Origin of the sequence: Noviherbaspirillum aerium, assembly GCF_008929045.1 — a bacterium.
In the GTDB taxonomy this organism is placed as follows: domain Bacteria; phylum Pseudomonadota; class Gammaproteobacteria; order Burkholderiales; family Burkholderiaceae_D; genus Noviherbaspirillum; species Noviherbaspirillum aerium.
Genome location: NZ_VFAH01000018.1, coordinates 68,212 through 87,755, shown reverse-complemented (window position 1 = coordinate 87,755; position 19,544 = coordinate 68,212). Strand labels below are relative to the sequence as shown.

The 19,544-nt window shown below is 61.8% G+C and carries 16 protein-coding genes; 6 read left to right on the top strand and 10 right to left on the bottom strand.

Going from position 1 to position 19,544, the window contains the following annotated elements; translation table 11 throughout:
• Positions 1-897 carry a LysR family transcriptional regulator gene (locus tag FH061_RS21660; protein ID WP_151637919.1) on the top strand — a complete coding sequence of 299 codons (897 nt, stop codon included), beginning with the start codon at positions 1-3 and terminating at the stop codon, positions 895-897.
• 59 nt (positions 898-956) lie between these two features.
• Here the strand turns inward: FH061_RS21660 and FH061_RS21655 are convergent, their stop codons facing one another.
• The 6 genes from FH061_RS21655 to FH061_RS21630 form a co-directional block, all read right to left on the bottom strand.
• Positions 957-1,481 carry a hypothetical protein gene (locus FH061_RS21655; protein WP_151637918.1) on the bottom strand — a complete coding sequence of 175 codons (525 nt, stop codon included), beginning with the start codon at positions 1,479-1,481 and terminating at the stop codon, positions 957-959.
• Positions 1,482-1,512: 31 nt separating this feature from the next.
• Positions 1,513-2,802, bottom strand: a complete 1,290-nt coding sequence (locus FH061_RS21650; RefSeq protein ID WP_151637917.1) for a patatin-like phospholipase family protein — start codon at positions 2,800-2,802, stop codon at positions 1,513-1,515.
• 120 nt (positions 2,803-2,922) lie between these two features.
• Complete coding sequence (locus FH061_RS21645) at positions 2,923-3,774, bottom strand: matrixin family metalloprotease (protein ID WP_151637916.1); 852 nt, start codon at positions 3,772-3,774, stop codon at positions 2,923-2,925.
• Positions 3,775-3,845: 71 nt separating this feature from the next.
• A complete protein-coding gene (locus FH061_RS21640) occupies positions 3,846-6,125 on the bottom strand; it encodes an endonuclease (RefSeq protein WP_151637915.1) in 2,280 nt (759 codons plus the stop codon).
• Positions 6,126-6,625: 500 nt separating this feature from the next.
• Positions 6,626-7,102, bottom strand: a complete 477-nt coding sequence (locus FH061_RS21635; RefSeq protein ID WP_151637914.1) for a DUF421 domain-containing protein — start codon at positions 7,100-7,102, stop codon at positions 6,626-6,628.
• A 179-nt stretch (positions 7,103-7,281) separates the two neighbouring features.
• Positions 7,282-8,469: an acyl-CoA dehydrogenase gene (locus tag FH061_RS21630; RefSeq protein ID WP_151637913.1), complete on the bottom strand. Its 1,188-nt coding sequence runs from the start codon at positions 8,467-8,469 to the stop codon at positions 7,282-7,284.
• A gap of 163 nt (positions 8,470-8,632) precedes the next feature.
• On the opposite strand from FH061_RS21630, the gene FH061_RS21625 reads away from it, so the two are divergent.
• The gene (locus tag FH061_RS21625; RefSeq protein ID WP_151637912.1) at positions 8,633-9,565 is read left to right on the top strand and encodes a LysR family transcriptional regulator; all 933 of its coding nucleotides are present in this window, start codon (positions 8,633-8,635) and stop codon (positions 9,563-9,565) included.
• Positions 9,566-9,586: 21 nt separating this feature from the next.
• On the opposite strand, the gene FH061_RS21620 is transcribed toward FH061_RS21625, so the two are convergent.
• On the bottom strand, positions 9,587-10,573 hold the full coding sequence (locus FH061_RS21620; protein ID WP_151637911.1) for a tripartite tricarboxylate transporter substrate binding protein BugE: 987 nt from the start codon (positions 10,571-10,573) through the stop codon (positions 9,587-9,589).
• A gap of 356 nt (positions 10,574-10,929) precedes the next feature.
• Between FH061_RS21620 and FH061_RS21615 the strand changes: the two genes are divergently transcribed.
• The 4 genes from FH061_RS21615 (at position 10,930) to FH061_RS21600 (ending at position 16,839) form a co-directional block, all read left to right on the top strand.
• Complete coding sequence (locus FH061_RS21615; RefSeq protein ID WP_151637910.1) at positions 10,930-12,768, top strand: sensor histidine kinase; 1,839 nt, start codon at positions 10,930-10,932, stop codon at positions 12,766-12,768.
• Positions 12,755-14,098, top strand: coding sequence for a sigma-54-dependent transcriptional regulator (locus FH061_RS21610; protein WP_225984795.1), 1,344 nt, complete (start codon positions 12,755-12,757; stop codon positions 14,096-14,098). The genes FH061_RS21615 and FH061_RS21610 overlap by 14 nt, the downstream gene beginning before the upstream one ends.
• Positions 14,099-14,346: 248 nt before the next feature.
• Positions 14,347-15,390: an RNA methyltransferase gene (locus tag FH061_RS21605; protein ID WP_151637909.1), complete on the top strand. Its 1,044-nt coding sequence runs from the start codon at positions 14,347-14,349 to the stop codon at positions 15,388-15,390.
• Between the two features lie 330 nt (positions 15,391-15,720).
• A complete protein-coding gene (locus FH061_RS21600) occupies positions 15,721-16,839 on the top strand; it encodes an SMP-30/gluconolactonase/LRE family protein (protein WP_151637908.1) in 1,119 nt (372 codons plus the stop codon).
• A 59-nt stretch (positions 16,840-16,898) separates the two neighbouring features.
• Here the strand turns inward: FH061_RS21600 and FH061_RS21595 are convergent, their stop codons facing one another.
• From FH061_RS21595 to FH061_RS21585, 3 genes are all read right to left on the bottom strand, one after another.
• The gene (locus FH061_RS21595) at positions 16,899-18,350 is read right to left on the bottom strand and encodes a sialidase family protein (RefSeq protein WP_151637907.1); all 1,452 of its coding nucleotides are present in this window, start codon (positions 18,348-18,350) and stop codon (positions 16,899-16,901) included.
• A complete protein-coding gene (locus FH061_RS21590; protein WP_151637906.1) occupies positions 18,271-18,699 on the bottom strand; it encodes a DUF1810 domain-containing protein in 429 nt (142 codons plus the stop codon). Before FH061_RS21590 ends, FH061_RS21595 begins: the two co-directional genes overlap by 80 nt.
• A 159-nt stretch (positions 18,700-18,858) precedes the next feature.
• Entirely contained in the window at positions 18,859-19,335 is a 477-nt protein-coding gene (locus tag FH061_RS21585; protein ID WP_151637905.1) for a c-type cytochrome, read from the bottom strand.
• Positions 19,336-19,544: the final 209 nt, after the last annotated feature.

Genomic DNA, 19,544 nt, shown 5'->3' with positions numbered 1-19,544 from the left:
ATGTTTGAACTATTCCAGCTGCGCTGCTTCGTGGTCGTCGCCGAAGAATTGCATTTCGGCCGCGCCGCCGCGCGCCTGTTCATGACGCAGCCGCCGCTGAGCCGGCAGATACAGTTGCTGGAACATGCGCTGGGAGTGCGCCTGCTGGAACGGTCGACCAGGGCGGTGACCCTGACGACCGCGGGCCAGAGTTTCTACATGAATGCGCGTTATCTGCTGAAGCAGGCAGACCAGGCGGCCATCGAAGCGCGCCGCATCGATACCGGGCAGGCGGGACGGGTCACGCTCGGCTTCACCGCGGTGGCTGGCTACGATCTCATTCCGGACCTGCTCTCCGCGGCAAAAACCGAGCTGCCGGCGGTCGATATCCTGTTGAAGGAAATGGTGACCCTGGACCAGATCGCCGCGCTCAACTCCAACATCATCGATCTCGGATTCATGCGCCCCCTGAACGCCCGGCATTCCTTTGCGAAGGAACTCCTGATCGCCGAGCCGTTGATGCTGGCCGTGCACGTGTCGAATCCCCTTGCCCGCAAGAGGAGCATCCGTCCGGCAGACCTGAAGTCCGAATCCCTGATCATGCACTCTCCCGACGAGGGCAAGTATTTCTACAACCTGATCACCGCATTCCTGGGTGCGGCCGGCGTGCATCCGTCTTATGTGCAATACCTGGAGCAGAACCACACGATCCTGTCACTGGTGCGCAAGGGGCTCGGCGCTGCGATCGTTCCCGCGTCGGCGCAGCATCTGCAGTTTCAGAATATCGTCTTCAAGCCGCTCTGGAAGAGCGAGATCCAGGCCGAAATCTATCTCGTCTGGCGTGCCGACAGCCATAACCCGGCGCTAGCCCAAGTGCGCGAATTCACGCTGAAACATTGCAGGCGGATCGCTGCGTGATGAAACGCCGCGCGGGAACGCCTGGTGTTCCGGCTTGAAGGATGGACGCCGATGACGGTTCATCTGCACTGGGTATTGCAGTACATCAGCGTAATGAAGAAGAGCCCCACGGCCAGCAGTCCGTGCGCCCACAGCCAATGCTTGGCGTTCAGCACATACCCCAGCCTTACCTGCTTCGACCATCCGTACAAGGGCTGCTCGTACACGTCATAGTCGGGTGATCTGCTCGGGTCCGGAAAGTCGACATGGACGCGTATCGAATGAGAAGGCATCGATGACAATACCCAGGCATTGAAGAACAGCGCAGCGCCGAGGAGCCCGAAAGCCGCCAGCGCGAAGAACGATGCCGCTTCCGGCAAGGGATGAAACCTGGCCTCATCTTCATTCATCACCAGGAGCGCGAGACCGCCGATTGCCGCCGTCTGGATACCCGACATCCATTTCGACCATTCGCTGATATTCGCCAGCGCTTCCTCCGCGCCTTTCTGGGTGGTGGCGATGACATTCTTCTTCCGTTTTGCCGCCATCAACAGCACAGCGATGATCCAGAGGATTGCTCCCGCAATTTGCGTATCGAATGTCATGGCTGCCTCCATGTGAGGATCGCGAATGATTTCAGGCTTCCGGAGATGCGGTGCCCGTGCCTTCCCGGCTCTCGCCGCGCCCGCTCGCCTTGAAAGCGGCGGCGATGCCCTCGCGGGTCTTCTTGTACTCATGCCAGTCGAAGCGGCACAGGAACCCAGCGGCCGCTTCCGCGCCGCGGGCAAAGAGATCCTGCTTCTCCTCGTCTTCCATGCTGAAATTCAGCCAGTTGTGGTCTCCGGTGTCGATCATTGCCACCAGTTGCTGATAATCGGGGTTTTGCGCGATGAAGTCCTCATCCAGCGTATGGCGGGCGGCATCGAAGATGGCGCTCAACAATTCGGCGGGCTTCGTGATCCGGGTCGGCGCATTCCGGTTGATTCCGATCTTGACGCCGAATGTCGGCGCAAGCGGTACCCGGTAAGGCTCATGAAACAGGTTGATGGGAAAGTTGGACATGATGCCGCCGTCCATGAAGATCACTTCATGCGGCAAGACGCCGCAATAGCCCGCGCTGGCCCATTGCGCCGCCGTGTTCTGCGGACATCCCGAGACGCGGTAGGGATGGAAGAAGAACGGTATGGACATGGAAGCGCGGGCATAACCGGCCGGGTTGACCGCGCCGGGATCTTGCCAGTACAGGTGCGCCATTCTCGGAAACTCGACCTTGGTCTCCGTGGTGACGTCGGCGGCCACCATGGCAAGCCGCCCCGCCTTTTCTGCAGGAGAAAGCGCGTCGCCGGGACGTATTCCACTGCGCATGCGCAGCGAGGCCGGCACGTCGGCCAGCCTGGCTTCCAGTTCTTTCGTCGTCTGAACCCCGGCGTCCGCGAGCGCTGCGGTCAGCCATTCGAGAAATGCATCTCCCGGGTGGAGGCCAAGGTCTTCCTTCAAATTGTCCATGACCTGGATTGCCTTCCACAGCAGCTTGGTCATGCGGGCCTTGTTCAATACCGCACTGGAAAAGTCGCGCGCATCCGCATCGCCGTCGATGAACGAGGCAATCGGCATATTTGCCAGGAGGTGTGCCAGCCGGTCGGATTTTTCATCGACGGGCCTTCCCAGGGCGGCCAGCATGACGGCGTTGATGGCTCCCGCAGAGGTGCCGCCGATACCGAGGAAGCGGATGCCCGCCTTCTCCAGCACATGGGTATAACCGACCAGGGCAATCCCCAGTACCCCGCCGCCTTCCATGACGAGATCGACATACTGGTGGCCGTCATCGTCGATGAGGTCGGAATACTCCCTGTCGGCACATGTTCCGGCGGCAGCGACCGCGGCCATGACACGCTCGTTTTTAGTGAAGTAAGTGGCGTCCAGCATATGGCCTCCAGTGGCATTTTTCCGAAGAAGGGGGCATGCGCTATGCGCATCGACGCATGCGCCACACCTGGCGAGCGCATCTGCATGCGCTGCGCTATTACGATTGCGATTGCATGATGTTTAATTTGTCAGCCTGGAAGAGGATTCGAAGGCCATCAGGTTGCGAATGCGTTGCAGCACCGACGCCGGTTGAAGCAGGCGGGATGCGACGCTGTTTTCTTCAAGGTAACGCTTCACATGGTAAGGCCGAACAAACCTGATTGGCGTCCCATTGATCTCGGTAAGCATACCCGCCCACGCGTTCTCGTAAAGCCGGGCCAGATCCTCGGTATCCGCATTGGTAAACACGCTCTTGTCGCCATAGTTCATGACGGTGAATTTGGAGTCGCTGCCAAACTGCACGGAAGGCGAGAATGCTTCGGAAATGTTGGCAAACCAGTGCCGAAGTCCGAAAATATGGCCTGTCTCATGAATCAGGGTTTCCACCTGTTCCGCCGGGTCCAGATCGAATAGCGATGGATATACCACGAAGTCATGACGGCCATCATCGGGAAAGAAAGCGCTCGCTGCGACGCATCCATTGATATCACAATCCTTTTCGCTTTTTACCGAGATCTGGAAGTCCCAGGCATCTTCCTGTTCGTTAAAACGGATTGGCGCAGCGTCTCCCCAGGCATTGAGAGCCTCGCCGAACAACTGGCGAATGACTGATTTCAGTTCCTCGGGATAGGCAAAGTTGGCAAAGGATCTTTCCTGGAAGTGCCAGCGCAGCGTCTGTCCCTGATCCCACAACGGGACGAATCCCTCTGTTGTATGAATGCGGTGTTCTAGCGGCGACCTGTTTTCCGGCAGCGCATGGCCGCGCGGCTCGGTATCGCACACGATGTGCAGGTCCTTCCCGAACACATGGTACTGCTGCTCCCTGGCTTTTGCTGCGGTCTCAGCAGCTAATTTGGAAAGGATAAGTGACATGGCGTTCTCCTATGGAGATATGGAACATGAAGATGGATATGAAGAGACATGCACTTGCGCGGGGATTGCCTTCAGCCTTGCAATCCTCTTTCAAGCGCAACCCTGCCGGCCCATTCCGGATGGTCGATGAAGGGATTGCGGTTGCCCTGGACTTCAAAGATGGCCTGGTTGCGATGCCGTTCGTAGTCGGATACGGCATCACCCTCATGCCATCGCTTGAGAATCGCCAGGCGTTGCGGCGTCATCTGGCTGATGCCGGAATCGATGGTGCGCGGATAACGCAGGAGGAAATACATGGTTGCCCTGGCCGCCGGCCCCTTGCCGGAGATCGGCTCGAATTGGTCCTCCTCGCGCCGGCCGCACTGCTCCATGGTTGCCTCGGTGTCGGGAAAATCAAAATAGGCATGGTTGCCGCGGAAGGAATTGCATCTGGATTCGCAGGCGAACAGGTGATGCAGGTCTCCGCGCATCGGTTCGCGCTTGCGGAACCAGGACTGGGGAACGGTGTGCTCGCAGTTATACGGCGCGCCTGCCTCGAGCATTTCCTCGATCACGGCTTCGGGCATGTTCGAAAAAGCTTCATTGGCGCGCATTGACACGCGAAGCGCTTCCCGCCTCGCTTCGATGGCGAAAGCTTCGTCGATGAATTCCCTGGCGTCGAACACCTTGCCGCTATAGATGCTCTTGATTGCCAGCCGACGTCCTTCCTTGTGCAGGTCGATCCACAGATAGAGCAGCTTGCCGGGCGCGTAGCGGGGCTGCGTATGATGCGTGCTTTCAAGCAGCCCCGAGAGCGCGGCAAAATTCGCGTCACGGTTGCCCGACAGGACCACGGCGGCATAGTAGGCCGCGGCATCGGCGGCGTCCTGCTGCTTGTCGTAGTAGGGCCGGCCGCGGCTTCGTTCCAGCTCCCTCAGTGCGTCCTCGCGTTCCCGTGACAGCGATGCCGGCAGCGGCGACAGCGTCGAGTGCGGCGGCAGCGGAACATCCGCGTCCGGCGGATTGCTGCTGTCAGGTCCGTCAGCTCTGTCCGCTCTAAAAGCCCCGCCAGGCCTGTCTGCGCCGGCAGCAGCGCTGCCCCGAGCTCCAGGATCGCGCATGGGCAGATCCGCCGCGCCCGCGCCGTCCGTGCCATCCCCGGAAGGGTCCGCAACCGGCTGGAGCTTGCCAATGGAAATGCTGATCTTCAGCGGCAAGGTAACTTCGATGCGGCCAGCCATGTCTTCTCCTTGATGCCGCTGGTATTCGGGACGGTCATTGGTAATCCGGCGGCGGGCGGCGACTGCCAGGGCGACATAATCCGGGCGGCTTGCCTCCAGTACCGCATCCAGCGCCCTCGCCTGCTCACCGCGAGCGCTCTTGCGCCGCTCGCTCAGCAGCCGGACCAGGGCGGTCACGCGTATGCCTTCGTTGCCCAGCCATTTCACGCGGGCGTCGTCGTCGCCCGCGTAGGGCTTGCCATCCAGATCCAGCACGTTGCCGCTGGCATCCACGGCGGGGACCGCCTGATGGTGGAGCGCAATGACTTCCCACAAGCGGCTCATCGCCGGCGCGCCGGACGACCCCGGCAAGGTGTCCGCCTCGTAGTGCGCATAAACATGCGGATCGCGCTCGCCGGCGAGTTCCGGCAAGGCCAGCAGCCTGTTGTCGCGGACCACCCATTGCATCGGCTCGCCGCTCGGGTGCTGGATGATGTTGACCGGGTCGCCGACCTCGATCTTGCCCTCGACGCCGACTAGTGGCAGCCAGCCGAATTCATGGATGCCGAAGGCCCCGGCAATCCGTTCGCCGACGGCGACGAAGCTGCAGTCATGCTCGCGGTCGGTCTCGAACAGCGTGTCGGGATCGAGCCGGAACACCGTCGTCGGCATGGCTTTACCATAGGGATCGTTGCGGTAGTCGAAGGTGATGGTTGCCGAGCGCGCCTCTTCCTTCGACATCATGACGTGATTATTGGTTACAAGCACGCCGGGCGCCACGAGGAATCCGGTCCCGCGCAAGAGCATGCGCCCGACACGGTCCTTCAGCTCTATCAGGCACACCGCGCGGCCGACCGCCAATCCGATTTCAAGGAACGCGCCCGGCTCGAAGTCCGGGCGGCCGACGACACGTTCCATGCCGCGCGTGCCGAGCCAGTCACCCAGCCGCACCGCCTTGGCGGCACCGGTTTCGGCGGCGACTTGCGGCGCCATGGCAAGCAAGCGACGGGCCGCTGCCATTTGCCTGCGGGGCGTATCCGCGGGTTCGCCGCGATCCAGCATGCTCAGGGTGCGCTCGTGTTCCTTGTAGAGCGACCGCCACCTCGCGGCTGCACTGCGCCAGTCGCCGCGTCCCAGATAGTCCCCGAGCATATGCACCTCCTGTCACGAATTCTCCGCGTGCCCGGACAGGCGACAGGCGACAGGCAGGCATTGTCTCCGGCCTGCGGAAGACAATGCCTGGCCTGACGCTGCCAAGCATCACGAATACGTGCAACCGATAGTTACATTACTCAATGGGCGCGCAAGATACAGGGAACACGCTGTGACTATTGATCTAGGTCTAAATGGAGGGTGTCGTGTTGTCAGCCACGCATTGTCCGGCCACGAGAAAGCGCTTCTGACTGCCGGGTCTGATGCGGTGCCAATCCAATGCGCCCATCTAAAGGGATAAGAAGGATATCGTGATGTCGCTTGCGTACCACCGCGCCCGTGAATGATAACGCTCCCACGTCGTCACGCGCGCAATGAGATCGATCGACTGTTTCGAATGGCAAGGCATGGAATGAATTCCTAGAACGGTTTCCATGGACAATGGATGGAGCGAGCGCAGCGCGGGCTCATGCATGTGATGGCGTGGAATTGAGATGAAGTCAGCCCCCTTCGGCCGTCTTCTTCTTGAGAATGCTGATGCTTCCATCGGACTCGAGGAACATGCACTGCACGTCGTCGAGAGAACAGTCGGCTTCGTGCAGTGCCTGTTCAATATCGTTTTCGGTGACCCTTGCCGCGCGCCGCGCATCATCGAAGATGTGCCCGTCGCGGCCAAGCAGCACAGGCGTGCCGTCGACGATCTTGGCCAGGGTGCGGCTGCGCGCCGTCGCCGTCCCGACCAGAGCGTTCAGACCGATAAGTGTTGCGGCGACGATCAATCCGCCGGAGACGGATTCATCCGATCCCGACAAGGAATTGGAAACGGATTCACTGAGAAGCATGACGACCAGCAGGTCGAATGGACGGAACTGGCCCACCGTCCGCCGCCCCGAGATACGCACCATCAGCAGCAGCACGCAATAGATGATGGCGCCTCTGGCGATGAACTCCCACCAGGGTAGTTGCATGTCGAACATGGGCTCCTCCGATCCGGATGCAAGTCGATGGCGTTGATGCCGCCTGTTCGACCTCATCCGTTCGGCGGAAGTGTCATGAATTGCGCAACCACAAACTGGTGGCCGACATTTCCCGGTTCAGTTGACGAGGTTAGCCGGCATCCCTAACGGGCATAGCCGGCTTCACTACCCCGGCCGGATCAGGTGGAGAAAGCGGGGATACCCGTAATCGCACGGCCCAGGATCAGGGCGTGCACATCGTGCGTGCCTTCATAGGTATTGACCACTTCAAGATTGACCATGTGGCGGATCACGCCGAATTCATCCGAGATGCCGTTACCGCCCAGCATGTCGCGCGCCATGCGTGCGATATCGAGTGCCTTGCCGCAGGAATTGCGCTTCATCATCGACGTGATTTCCACGGCGGCGGTGCCGGCATCCTTCATCCGGCCGAGCTGCAGGCAGCCTTGCAGTCCCAGCGTAATGTCGGTGATCATGTCGGCGAGCTTTTTCTGGATCAGCTGGTTCGCCGCCAGCGGCCGGCCGAACTGCTTGCGGTCGAGCACATACTGGCGCGCCGTTTCATAGCAGAATTCGGCCGCGCCCAGCGCTCCCCAGGCAATGCCGAAGCGGGCGGAATTGAGGCAGGTGAACGGCCCCTTCAATCCGGTCACGTGCGGCAGCATGTTCTCTTCCGGCACGAAAACGCCATCCATCACGATTTCGCCGGTGACCGAAGCGCGCAAGCCCATCTTGCCGTGGATGGCCGGCGCGCTGAGCCCCTTCCATCCCTTTTCCAGAATGAAGCCGCGAATCACATCGTCGTCGGTCTTGGCCCAGACGACGAACACATCGGCGATCGGGCTGTTGGTGATCCACATCTTTGCGCCGGACAGCAGATAGCCGCCCTCGGTGGTGCGCGCGCGCGTCACCATCGACCCCGGATCGGAGCCGTGGTTGGGCTCGGTCAGGCCGAAGCAGCCAACCCATTCGCCGCTGGCGAGTTTCGGCAGGTATTTCTGTTTCTGCTCTTCGCTGCCGAATTCATTGATCGGCACCATGACGAGGGAAGACTGCACGCTCATCATCGAGCGGTAGCCGGAATCGACCCGCTCCACCTCGCGGGCGATCAAGCCGTAGGCAACATAATTGAGGCCGGCGCCGCCATACTGTTCGGGAATGGTCGGACCGAGAAGTCCGAGCTCGCCCATTTCATTGAAGATGGCGCGGTCGGTGCGCTCGTGGCGGAACGCTTCGAGCACGCGCGGCATGAGCTTGCCCTGGCAATACGCCCGCGCGCTGTCGCGCACCATGCGTTCTTCCTCGGTGAGCTGGGTATCGAGCAGCAGCGGGCTTTCCCAGTTGAAGACTTGCTTGTTTGACGCCATGACATTCCTCCATTGCACTTCAAGATCCTGAAAATGGGCACTAAAGAACCAGTATCCCTTCGTCGCATCACGAGATGCTACTCAGGCAAGCACTGTGCCGCAAGCGATAAATCCGTACAGGCTTGTGCGAAAATGGAATTCCGAAAACAGAGAGCCTTCCATCATGCGACGCAAGATTCCGAACACCGGCGCCCTGGTGGCATTCGAAGCCGCCGCGCGGCATGAGAGCTTCACGAAGGCGGCGGAAGATCTCGCCATGACCCAGAGCGCGGTCTGCCGCCAGATTTCCTCTCTGGAAACTTATCTCGGGGTTCCGCTGTTCCGGCGCACCAGGCGCGGCGTCAGGCTGACCGATGCCGGCCTCGCCTACAGCCGGCAGGTATCGGCAAGGCTGGAGGCTGTCGAGCAGGATACCCTGAGCATCATGGCGCACCAGGGGCGCAGCGCGACGCTCGAACTCGCGGTGGTGCCGACCTTTGCGACCCAGTGGCTGATGCCGCGCCTTGCCGGGTTCATAGGCGAGCATGCCGATATCACGGTCAACCTGACTACCCGCACCCGGGCATTCCTGTTCGCCGACACCCAGTTCGATGCCGCCATCTACTTCGGCGACGCGCACTGGCCCGGCACGGAAGCGCATTACCTGATGCGGGAAAACGTGGTGCCGGTGTGCAGCCCGCGCCTGCTGAAGTCGGTATCGAAGCAGGGCAAGCCGGTGTCTGCGGAGACCATCGCCACGCTGCCCCTGCTGCAGCAAGGCACCCGGCCCTATGCATGGCGGCACTGGTTCGAGTCGGCCGGGGTCAAGGCCGCCAATGACCTGGCGGGACCGCGCTATGAACTGTTTTCGATGCTGGCCCAGGCGGCCAGGCATGAGATCGGCGTGGCGCTGATTCCGCCGATGATGATCGAGGAGGAGCTTGCCAGCGGGCGCCTCGTGATTGCTTGCAACCACACCTACGCCAGCACCAGCGCCTATTACCTGATGACGCCCGAGCAGAAAGCCGGCATGCCCGCCCTGCGCGCATTCTCCGACTGGCTCGACGGACAGGCGGCGCAATATCGCGCCGCCACCGGCATGGATGAGGATATCTAGAACAGATGGACGATCAACGCATCAGCTTTCATTAAGCTTGATGCCCTGCCGTTTCACGAGGCTCTTCATTTTTTCCAGCTCCGTCTTGATTTCGGCGGCATGTTCGGCCGGAGTATTCCCCACCGGCTCCGCGCCGCTGGCTTTCAGCCGCTCGCGCACCTCGGGAATGGCAAGCACCTTCACCACGGCCGCATGCAGCTTTTTGACGATGTCGTCGGGCGTCTTGGGCGGCGCCACCAGGCCATACCAGGCGGGATCGTTCACCTGTTTCAGGCCGAGCTCGGCAAAAGTCGGCACATTCGGCAGTACATCGAGGCGCTTGGACCAGGAGACGGCAAGCGGACGCAGCTTGCCGCCGGTGATATGCGACAGCGAGGAAGGCAGGTTGTCGAACATCATGTCGACCTGGCCGCCAAGCAGATCATTCAGCGCCGGACCGGCGCCGCGGTAAGGCACATGCAGAATGAAAGTCCCGGTCGATACCTTGAACTGTTCGCCAAGCATGTGCTGGATGGTGCAGGTGCCGGAAGTGGCATAGGTCATTTTCCCCGGATTCTTCTTGAGCTGTTCAAGCAACTGCTTGACGTCTTCGATTCCGGCCTTTTGATTCACCGTCAATACGTTCGCCGTGCGCGCCAGGTTGGTCACGGGCGTGAATCCGCTGAGAGGATCGTAGCTGAGCTTCGGATTGCAGGCCGGGTTCACCGCATGCGTCGATACGGTGGAAATGCCCAGGGTATAGCCATCCGGCTCCGCCCTTGAAACGGCCGTTGCGCCGATGCTTCCGCCGCCACCGCCACGATTCTCGACAACCACCGCCTGCCCCAGTTCCTTGCCCATCCTGTCGGCCACGACGCGGGCGACGATGTCGGTGGTGCCGCCGGGGGCAAATGGAACGATCAGCGTGATGGGTTTCTTCGGATAAGCGTCGTTCTGGGCCTGGGCCTGGGTATGGGCGGCGAAGGCAAATCCTGCCGCAAGCAGCAGCGCAAAGGGTTTGAGTCTCATTTTCTCTCCTGGTGAATTGCAGCGGGCATCTAATAGATGGTGAACAGCATGTGCCCAACGTTGCGCGCCCTCTTTTGCATGCTTCATGCCAGCTTGCCTGAAATTCCAAGCCCTTGATTTTGCACGTCATTTGATGCCGCCGGCAGACTTGCCGCAGCAAGCGCGTGCGGCTATCCGCAAAGCCGGACAGCCGCTTTTCCGGGAATCCGCATGACCGGGTCTGCGCATCCGATCCGGTGTAAACGCCATGTGCGGAAGCCTCCCAAAATCGGCTAGTATTGTTTTCCCTGCCGCCCTGCTTTCCGCCTGGCGGACCGTCATCATCCCAAGCCGGACGGCAACGCATCCGACCATTTATGAGATTCGCCAAACCCAAAGTGCTGATCGCGCTTGCCGTGATTGCCGCCGGCATGCTGATCTGGGCCGTATATCTGACGGCCCAGAAAAGAGCGGCCGATGATGTGCATGCGACGGCCGAACGGCAGTTGCGAATGATCGCCGTGGATCTTGAGTCGCTGCTGGAACGCTACGAAACCCTGCCCTTCACCCTGAGCTTCCATCCGGATGTCATCAAGGCGCTGCAGCACCCGGACTCCTCGCCGACCTTGTTCGCCCTGAACGCGACGCTGGAGGCGATACAGCGGCAAGCCAAGGTCAGCGCCATTTACCTGATGGACCGCGAAGGGCATACACTGGCCGCCAGCAACTGGAACCAGCCGCTGACCTTCATCGGCCGCAACTTCGCCTTCCGCCCGTATTTCCAGAACGCGTTCGCGGGCGATTCGGGGCATTTCTACGGCATCGGGAACGCCACCAGCGAACCCGGGTATTTCATTGCCCAGCCGGTGTACGCCGCGCCGGCGGTGCGCTCCGGCACGCCGATCGGCGTCATCGCGGTCAAGATCAGCCTGGCCGAATTCGAGCAGACCTGGCGCAGCAGCGAAGATCCGATCGCATTGGCGGACCGCAGCGGCGTCGTCTTTCTGAGCAACAGGGAAGCCTGGCGCTATCACAGCATCGAGCCGCTGAACGACGCTGCGCAACTCGCGCTGGCGGACACGAAGCAGTACGCGGAAAAGTCGATTGCCGCGATTTCCTCGCTCCCCAAAGCCGATTCAGCCGGTTTCGGCCCCTACGTAGGCAAGCATGTCGGCCGCCTTCAATGGCAGCTGATGCTGTTTCCGTCCATGGCGCGCATACAGCGCGCCGCCATGTATGCCGCATTGTCCGCCGCGCTGGTGATCGGGCTTGCCGCCATTTCCCTGCTGGCGATGCACCAGCGCCGGCGCCGCATCGAGGAACGGCTTGAATCGCGCCGCGCGCTGCAGCAGGCGGCCGAAGAACTGGAACGCCGGATCGGCCAGCGCACTGCGGAACTGCTGGAAGCGAACCGCCACCTGGAAGACAAGTATGCGAAGCTGCAGGAAACCGAGCAGCTGCTGCGCAGCACGCAGGATGAACTGGTACAGGCCGGCAAGCTGGCCATGCTGGGACAGATGGCGGCGGGCATTACGCATGAATTGAACCAGCCGCTGGCGGCGATCCGCACTTTCGCCGACAACGCCGTGACGTTCCTCACCCGCGGACAGCCGGACAAGGCGCAGGACAACCTGGGGCATATCAGCGCCGCCAGCGCGCGGATGGGCTCCATCATCGGCCAGCTGAAGGGCTTTGCCCGCAAGAGCCAGAACAAGGTGGCGCGCGTCGACCTGGGCCGCGCGATCGAGGCATCGATCATGCTGCTGGAGACGGAGTTCAGGCGTCTCGATGCCAGCCTGGAGACCGACATTGCCGAGGGCGTCGCCGTTTCCGGCGACATGGTGAGGACGGAGCAGGTATTGATCAATCTCCTGCGCAATGCGCTCGATGCGGTGGACGCGCTGGATGAAGCAGGGCAGCGGCATATCTCGGTGAGCCTGCGCCGCGAAGGAGACGAAGCCGTGGTGCGCATCCGCGATTCCGGTCATGGCATCGCCGCCGATGCGGTTGCGCATCTGTTCGAACCGTTCTTCACCACCAAGCCTTCCGGCAAGGGGCTCGGACTCGGCCTTGCCATCTCTTCGTCCATCGTGCAGGCGATGAACGGGCAGTTGAGCGCGCACAATCGCAGCGAGGGCGGCGCCGAGTTCATCCTGCGCCTGCCGCTGCAATCATCGACATCACGTCAGGACGGGAGCCAACTTGTCAGTGCTTGAAGCGATCCTCGTAGAGGATGAACAATCGGTGCGCCTCGCCACCATGCAGACGCTGGAACTCGGCGGCTTCCGGGTACGGGATTTCGCGGACGCGGAGCAGGCCTTGTCCGCCATGCCGCCCGACTTCCCCGGCGTAGTGATCACGGACGTCAGATTGCCCGGCCGTTCCGGGCTCGACCTGCTCAGGCAGCTTGCCTCCATCGATGCCGATCTGCCGGTCATCATCATCACCGGCCATGGCGATGTCGAGATGGCGGTCGAAGCGATGCGCGCGGGCGCCTACGATTTCGTCGAGAAGCCTTTTGCCGCGGAACGGCTGATGGACAGCGTGCGGCGCGCGCAGGAGAAGCGACGCCTCGTGCTGGAGAACCGGCGGCTGAAGGCGGCCTGGACGGCCCACCCCGACATGCCGGGGCTCATCGGCGAGTCGCCCGCCATCGAGAAGGTGCGCATGCTGATCCGGTCGATCGGTCCCACCACGGTCGACGTCCTGATCAACGGCCAGACCGGTACCGGCAAGGAAGTGGTTGCGCGGCAATTGCATGCAGCCAGCGGACGCAAGGGGCCGTTCGTCGCGCTCAATTGCGGCGCCCTTCCCGAGACGGTTTTCGAGAGCGAGATCTTCGGCCATGAAGCCGGCGCTTTCACCAGCGCCCAGAAGCGCCGCATCGGCAAGCTCGAGTATGCGAACGGCGGCACCGTCTTCCTCGACGAGATCGAGACCATGCCCCTGCCGCTGCAGGTGAAACTGCTGCGCGTGCTTCAGGAGCGGAAGCTGGAGCGCCTCGGCGCCAATGTTCCGATCGACATCGATTGCCGCGTGATCGCGGCCAGCAAGGCGGATCTGCTGGCGCTCAGCGCGGAAGGAAGGTTTCGCGAGGATCTGTACTACCGCATCGGCGTGGTCAGCATCGACTTGCCGCGCCTCGCGGAACGGCGCGAAGACATACCCTTGCTGCTCGCCCATTTCCTGGAAGGCGCGGCCCTGCGTTTCCAGCGCCCCGTGCCGGTGTGGAACGCGGCCGAGATCGCGCAATGGCAAACGCGGGAGTGGCCTGGAAATGTGCGCGAACTGCGCAATTTCGCCGACAGGCTGGTGCTCGGCGTGATCGAACGCGATGGGATCATGCCGCACGCGAATGATGCCGGCACGCTGACGCTGCCGCAACAGATCGATGCCTACGAGCGCCTGCTGATCACGCAGGCATTGACTGCGCACGAGGGAAACGTCGCCATCGCTGCGGCACACCTTGGCATACCCAAGAAAACCCTGTACGACAAGCTGAAAAAGCACAACCTCGGCCTTGGCCGGGCAGTCGATCGTGAATGACCATTCCGAGCCGCCGGCATGCAATCGGCTCATATAACCAAAATGTATAGCTCTTATTACGAAAATAAAGAGGACAACTATGATGCGGCGCAGTAAAGTAGCACCTGTCTCCTCCAACTCTTCTTGAATTGGATTGAACCCGCAAGCTGCAAAGCCTGCGGGTTTTTTTTCGCCTTTGAAAATGTCCTGTAAAGGCGGAGAATGCCGGATTGCTTTTCGGCGCACCTCGGAAGAACGCCGCCTCCCTCATGCAAATTCAACATATCCGCGAGCGTCTTCGCGCGCTAGGCGCCAAGCCTACCCATGAACAACGCGTCCTGCGCGACTGGCTGCAGGCGCGGCCCTATGATCACGGCCGCCGGCGGCCGAAGGATTTCCTGCCGCAGCCGGTGCGCGATGCATTGCCGCAACTCGATGCCGAACTGCGCGGCATGGCACGCCTGCTCTCGACCCATCCGGCGGACGACGGTTCGGCGCGCCTGCTGGTCGGGCTGGCGGACGGGCAGACCGCCGAAAGCGTGCTGCTGCCGCGCGGCGGACTGTGCGTTTCCAGCCAGCTCGGCTGCGCGGTCGGCTGCCAGTTCTGCATGACAGGACGCGACGGCCTGCTGCGCCAGCTGACCAGCGGCGAAATTCTCGCTCAGGTGGCGCTGGCGCGCACCCAGCGCGCGGTAAAGAAGGTGGTGTTCATGGGCATGGGCGAGCCGGCGCATAACCTCGACAACGTGATGGAGGCCATCGAGCTGCTCGGCACCGAGGGCAATGTCGGACACAAGAACCTGGTGTTTTCGACGGTCGGTGATCCGCGCGTCTTCGAAAGGCTGCCGCAAGGGCCGGTCAAGCCGGCGCTGGCGCTGTCGCTGCACACGACCAGGCCAGACCTGCGGCAGCGGCTGCTGCCGCGGGCGCCGCGCCTGACGCCGAGGGAACTGGTGGAGCTGAGCGAGGAATATGGCCGCTCGACCGATTATCCGGTCCAGTATCAATGGACCCTGCTGGAAGGCGTCAATGACGGCGAAGACGAGCTGCACGGCATTGTTGCCCTGCTCAAGGGGAAATTCGCCGTCCTCAACATGATCCCCTACAACACCAATCCCGGCCTTCCTTTCAAGCGCCCCTCATGGGACAAGGCACGCGACATCGCCCGCTGGCTGCATCGCCACGGCGTGCTTACCAAGCTGCGCGACTCCGCCGCTCAGGAAGTGGATGGCGGCTGCGGGCAACTGAGAGCGCGCGCAGAGGCCTTGAAGCCCCGGCCGGTGATGGTCCGGCGCCTGTCGGAGCGAAGCTGAAGCGACCTGCTCTCGCATGACGCTACCCGCCGGCGCACGGCAGCCCCGGCGGCAAATCGCGGCTTCCTCTCGTGCATTGTCGAAACATTTTGCAAGGATGGAAATCCTGCAAGAAGGACAAGTGTCATTGACACCACATTTTGGTAGCGCTACCATCTGTAAGAAATCAACAGCGCATGCCTGCCGTACCAGCGACCTGAACTTCCGGTTTTGCTCTCAGGGTCCTGCTGCTCCCGCCGTGATTTCCGCACTCGTGATATCGATGACATTGCCACCGCCATGCGCCACCACAGCACTCATTCATTCGTCCGTCCAACAAGGAGACAAGGCATGACCAGCAGCTTGAACAGCAAGCGTCGCAGTTTTCTCAAGGCAGCTTCCGGCACCGGATTGCTGGCCATCGGCGGCAGCGCCCTTTCGCAATCTTTCGAGTTCAAGCCGAATCAGCGCTATCCCGATCCTGCGGTCCTCATTCTTGATCCGAGTTTCGCGAAATACCGGATCTACAGCAGCACTGTCGAACAGCTCGGCACCGGCATGCGCTGGGCCGAAGGACCGGCATATTTTCCGAACGCGACGCCTGGCAAGCCGGGCTACCTGCTCCTGAGCGACATACCGAACAATCGCCTGATGAAGTTCGATGAAGCGACCAACAAGTTTTCGGTGCACAAGGAAAACGTGAATTACGCCAATGGCAATACGCGCGACCGCCAGGGCAGGCTCGTGAGCTGCGAGCATTCGGTGACGCGCCGCGTCGTGCGCACGGAAAAGGATGGCCGGATGACCGTGCTGGCGGATCGCTTCAAAGGCAAGCGTCTCAATGCGCCAAACGATGTGGTCGTCAAATCCGACGATTCCATCTGGTTCACCGATCCGCTGTTCGGCATCAACGGCGAATGGGAGGGCCAGCGCGCCAAGCCGGAACAGGACACGACCAACGTTTACCGCATCGGCAAGGACGGGCAGATCACCGCCGTGGTCCGCGACCTGGTCAACCCGAATGGCCTGGCTTTTTCGCCGGACGAGAAAAAACTGTACGTGGTGGAGTGGAAGGGTACGCCCCATCGCAGCATCTGGAGCTTCGATGTCAATGACGACGGCACGGTCGGCAACAAGACCAAGCTGATCGATGCGGATGGTCCCGGTGCGCTGGACGGTTTCCGCGTGGACCGCGACGGCAACCTGTGGTGCGGCTGGGGATTCACCGGCGCCTTCCAGCCGGAGGCGACCGATGTCGGCGGCGGCATGCGCGCCCACCTGCCGCTTGGGAAATCCGAGGAATTCGACGGCGTGAAAGTGTTCGACAAGGACGGCAAGCCGATCGGCTTCATCCGCCTGCCCGAGCGCTGCGCCAATCTCACCTTCGGCGGACCCAAGCGCAACAGGCTCTACATGGCGAGTTCGCATTCCTTGTATGCGCTGTACGTCGAGGCGCACGGCGCAGTGTAGATCTCCTTATTGATCCGGCCCGAAAAATGGTTCATTTTCCGGGTCGCTGATCTTACCGTCTACCTCTGGAATTCCCGTGAGGCCGGCGCCAGCTGCCCGCGGATCAGCCATGCGCGGCTATGGCTGCCCTGCAACAGGCTGGCATTGGCAATGGCGATGCGGCCGTCGCGGTCCACGGCAAGCTTTTCCATCAGCCTGCCCTGATGGCTGCCGTTGGTGCCGCCTTTCGGGTCGGCGCTATGCGGTATTGCTGCAGGCGCGGAAAAGCTGCGTCCGCCGTCCGGCGATATCACGATTCCGAGGCCGCGCGGGTCCTTGCGGACATCGGGATACTGTTCATAAACGACCACCACCCGGCCGCGGCCATCCAATGCCAATGCGGGGAAATGCATGCTCTCCCTTCCTCCCGCCGGTACGGCAATCTCCTTCGGCGGCTTGAAGCTGCGCGCGCCATCAGCAGACTGCGTGTAGCGGATCGAATACCTGCCAAACGGACCGCCGTCGCTCTGGGCATACGCCAGGTGCAGCGCGCCGCCGGCTCCCACGGCCAGCTTCGGCGCATCGGCATACCGATCGGTCGGCGCAACCACCACTGGCGTGCCGAATGATGCGCCGCCATCGGCCGACTTCGCCACCTGGATATCGGCGCCATCGTCTTCACCGGTGGTCCATGCCAGATACAGCGTGCCGTCTTCGGCGAGCGCCAGCGACGGCGCACGCACGGGCTTTTCCTGCCCGCCACCGGCAATGCGCCGAGGACGGCTGAAGCCGCGTCCGCCGTCTTGCGAGCGGCTGAACCACAGCATGCCGTCGTATTCGGTCCAGGCGAGGTACAGCAGGCCGCCCGGTCCCGCCACCAGGTCTTGGCTGCCGTTGTGCCAGACCTTCGGATTGATTCTTCCCTTGCCGTCGCCGCCGACGGAGTCGGACACATTGAACGGCGGCGAGAAGGAGCTGCCGTTGTCGTCGGACCGCGCGATCAATATGTCGCCGCCATGGGAACCGCCGGAAAATATGATTTCCTGCCACAGCACATAAATCGTGTTCTGCGCATCCGGCGCGCGTTCCATCCGGGGGAGCCAGGAAAATGTCGAAGCGCTGCGGGATATGTTGAGCGGCTCGCCCATGCTTTCGCCGGGTTTTCCGCCATTGGCCGGAATGCGCCGGAAGAATACGTCCTTGCCTGCCTGGTCGACCCAGGCCACGGCGGCATCGCCTTGCGGGTCCAGGCTGACCGTGGCGTCGTCGACATAGCGGTAGCGTGAGTCGTTCTGCTGCCAGGGCCCCTTTTCGCCCGCTCCCTGCGCCACTTCGACAGCTTCCAGCCACGCCACCTCGGCGGCCGTCGATGGCGGCGCGGCACCGGCAAGCACCATACAGGCGATCATGCCGCCCAGGGCAGCCATTCCGGCGGCGCTGCGGGTCCTGCCCTCACGCCCGCGGCAGCAATGCCAGCGTGCCGCCATCGGCGAGTCCGCCGAAAAACTCGGCAATACATGCATCGAATACATCGTCTTCTCCCGCTGCGCGCGCGAACAAGGTGACCGAGGAATGGAATTTCATGTGATCGGGATAACCGAACAGCTGCTCGACCGATCCGCCCTTGTTGCCAAGAACGAGCCGGCAGCATTCGCGCAGGCGCGCGCCCAGCAGCGGATGGGCGAGATAGGCACGGGCTTCGTCAAGCGAGCCGATCGCGTATTTCTGCGCCATGGCGCTGTGTCCGAGGCCCGCAATCTGCGGGAAGATGAACCACATCCAGTGCGTGCGCTTGCGGCCCTGCCGCAATTCCTCGAGGACATCGGCATAGACGCTTTCCTGGGCCGCAACGAATCGCTGAAGATGGTAGGGATCGTTCATGCTGCCGCCTCCTTCTTTCTTGGTCCTTCCATACCGGTCAGGCCGTCCTGACCCATCCAGAGTTTGGAACGCCCGGCGCTGAAAAAGTTGGGCGGGACCGCATCGGATTCTGCGGTCCGGCGGCCGGCGGTCCGGCGATTCATCTATCTGCCTGCCAGCCTACCCTCCACCCGGCTCCAGCGTCACCTTCCTTTGCAGTTCCAGCAGTTCCTGCGGCCAATGACTCTTGATGTAGGCCAGCACGGCTGTAATCTGTTCATCCGACAGCTGGCTCGCATAGGCCGGCATGTCGCTCTGGTAGCCGTCCGGCGCGGTCTTGCCCGGCACCAGCCCGTTCTTCACGATGTCGAAGAGCACCTTGTCCGGGTGATGCCAGGTATGGCCCGATGCATCATGCGGCGGTGCCGGCAAACGTCCGTTGGCCAGGCGCAGGCGCCACTCCGGCTGTCCTTCAAGCTTGGCGCCGTGGCAGGCGGCGCAATGCGAAACGTAAATGCCTTTGCCGCGTTCCACCAGGCTTGCGTCCGACGGGTCGATGAAGGCGGGCGAAGATGGCGCGCCGTTGCGCAGGAAAATGCCGGCCGCGGCGAGGACTGCCACCAGCGCGACACTGATCATGAGGAGTTTTCTGGTCATGCTTGCGGACCTGTTGTGGTGACCTGTTGCGATGGATTGATCATGAGAAAGAAGGGCATCCGTCGGTATAAATTGCCGCAACCTGCACTTTATTTGATGCAACAGCTGCGGTTAGGCAGCATCGATGGATACAATATGCCCGGTCGCAAGCCGCCTGCCGTAAACAGATTCCAACGGATTTCTTCCGGTTTCATCGGTTTTCATGAAAC

Coding starts and splice junctions, on each gene's coding strand:
- FH061_RS21600 (WP_151637908.1), top strand. CDS start 15,721: ATGACCAGCAGCTTGAACAGCAAGCGTCGCAGTTTTCTCAAGGCAGCT.
- FH061_RS21590 (WP_151637906.1), bottom strand. CDS start 18,699: ATGAACGATCCCTACCATCTTCAGCGATTCGTTGCGGCCCAGGAAAGC.
- FH061_RS21660 (WP_151637919.1), top strand. CDS start 1: ATGTTTGAACTATTCCAGCTGCGCTGCTTCGTGGTCGTCGCCGAAGAA.
- FH061_RS21650 (WP_151637917.1), bottom strand. CDS start 2,802: ATGCTGGACGCCACTTACTTCACTAAAAACGAGCGTGTCATGGCCGCG.
- FH061_RS21615 (WP_151637910.1), top strand. CDS start 10,930: ATGAGATTCGCCAAACCCAAAGTGCTGATCGCGCTTGCCGTGATTGCC.
- FH061_RS21635 (WP_151637914.1), bottom strand. CDS start 7,102: ATGTTCGACATGCAACTACCCTGGTGGGAGTTCATCGCCAGAGGCGCC.
- FH061_RS21655 (WP_151637918.1), bottom strand. CDS start 1,481: ATGACATTCGATACGCAAATTGCGGGAGCAATCCTCTGGATCATCGCT.
- FH061_RS21620 (WP_151637911.1), bottom strand. CDS start 10,573: ATGAGACTCAAACCCTTTGCGCTGCTGCTTGCGGCAGGATTTGCCTTC.
- FH061_RS21595 (WP_151637907.1), bottom strand. CDS start 18,350: ATGTATTCGATGCATGTATTGCCGAGTTTTTCGGCGGACTCGCCGATG.
- FH061_RS21645 (WP_151637916.1), bottom strand. CDS start 3,774: ATGTCACTTATCCTTTCCAAATTAGCTGCTGAGACCGCAGCAAAAGCC.
- FH061_RS21640 (WP_151637915.1), bottom strand. CDS start 6,125: ATGCTCGGGGACTATCTGGGACGCGGCGACTGGCGCAGTGCAGCCGCG.
- FH061_RS21585 (WP_151637905.1), bottom strand. CDS start 19,335: ATGACCAGAAAACTCCTCATGATCAGTGTCGCGCTGGTGGCAGTCCTC.
- FH061_RS21630 (WP_151637913.1), bottom strand. CDS start 8,469: ATGGCGTCAAACAAGCAAGTCTTCAACTGGGAAAGCCCGCTGCTGCTC.
- FH061_RS21625 (WP_151637912.1), top strand. CDS start 8,633: ATGCGACGCAAGATTCCGAACACCGGCGCCCTGGTGGCATTCGAAGCC.
- FH061_RS21605 (WP_151637909.1), top strand. CDS start 14,347: ATGCAAATTCAACATATCCGCGAGCGTCTTCGCGCGCTAGGCGCCAAG.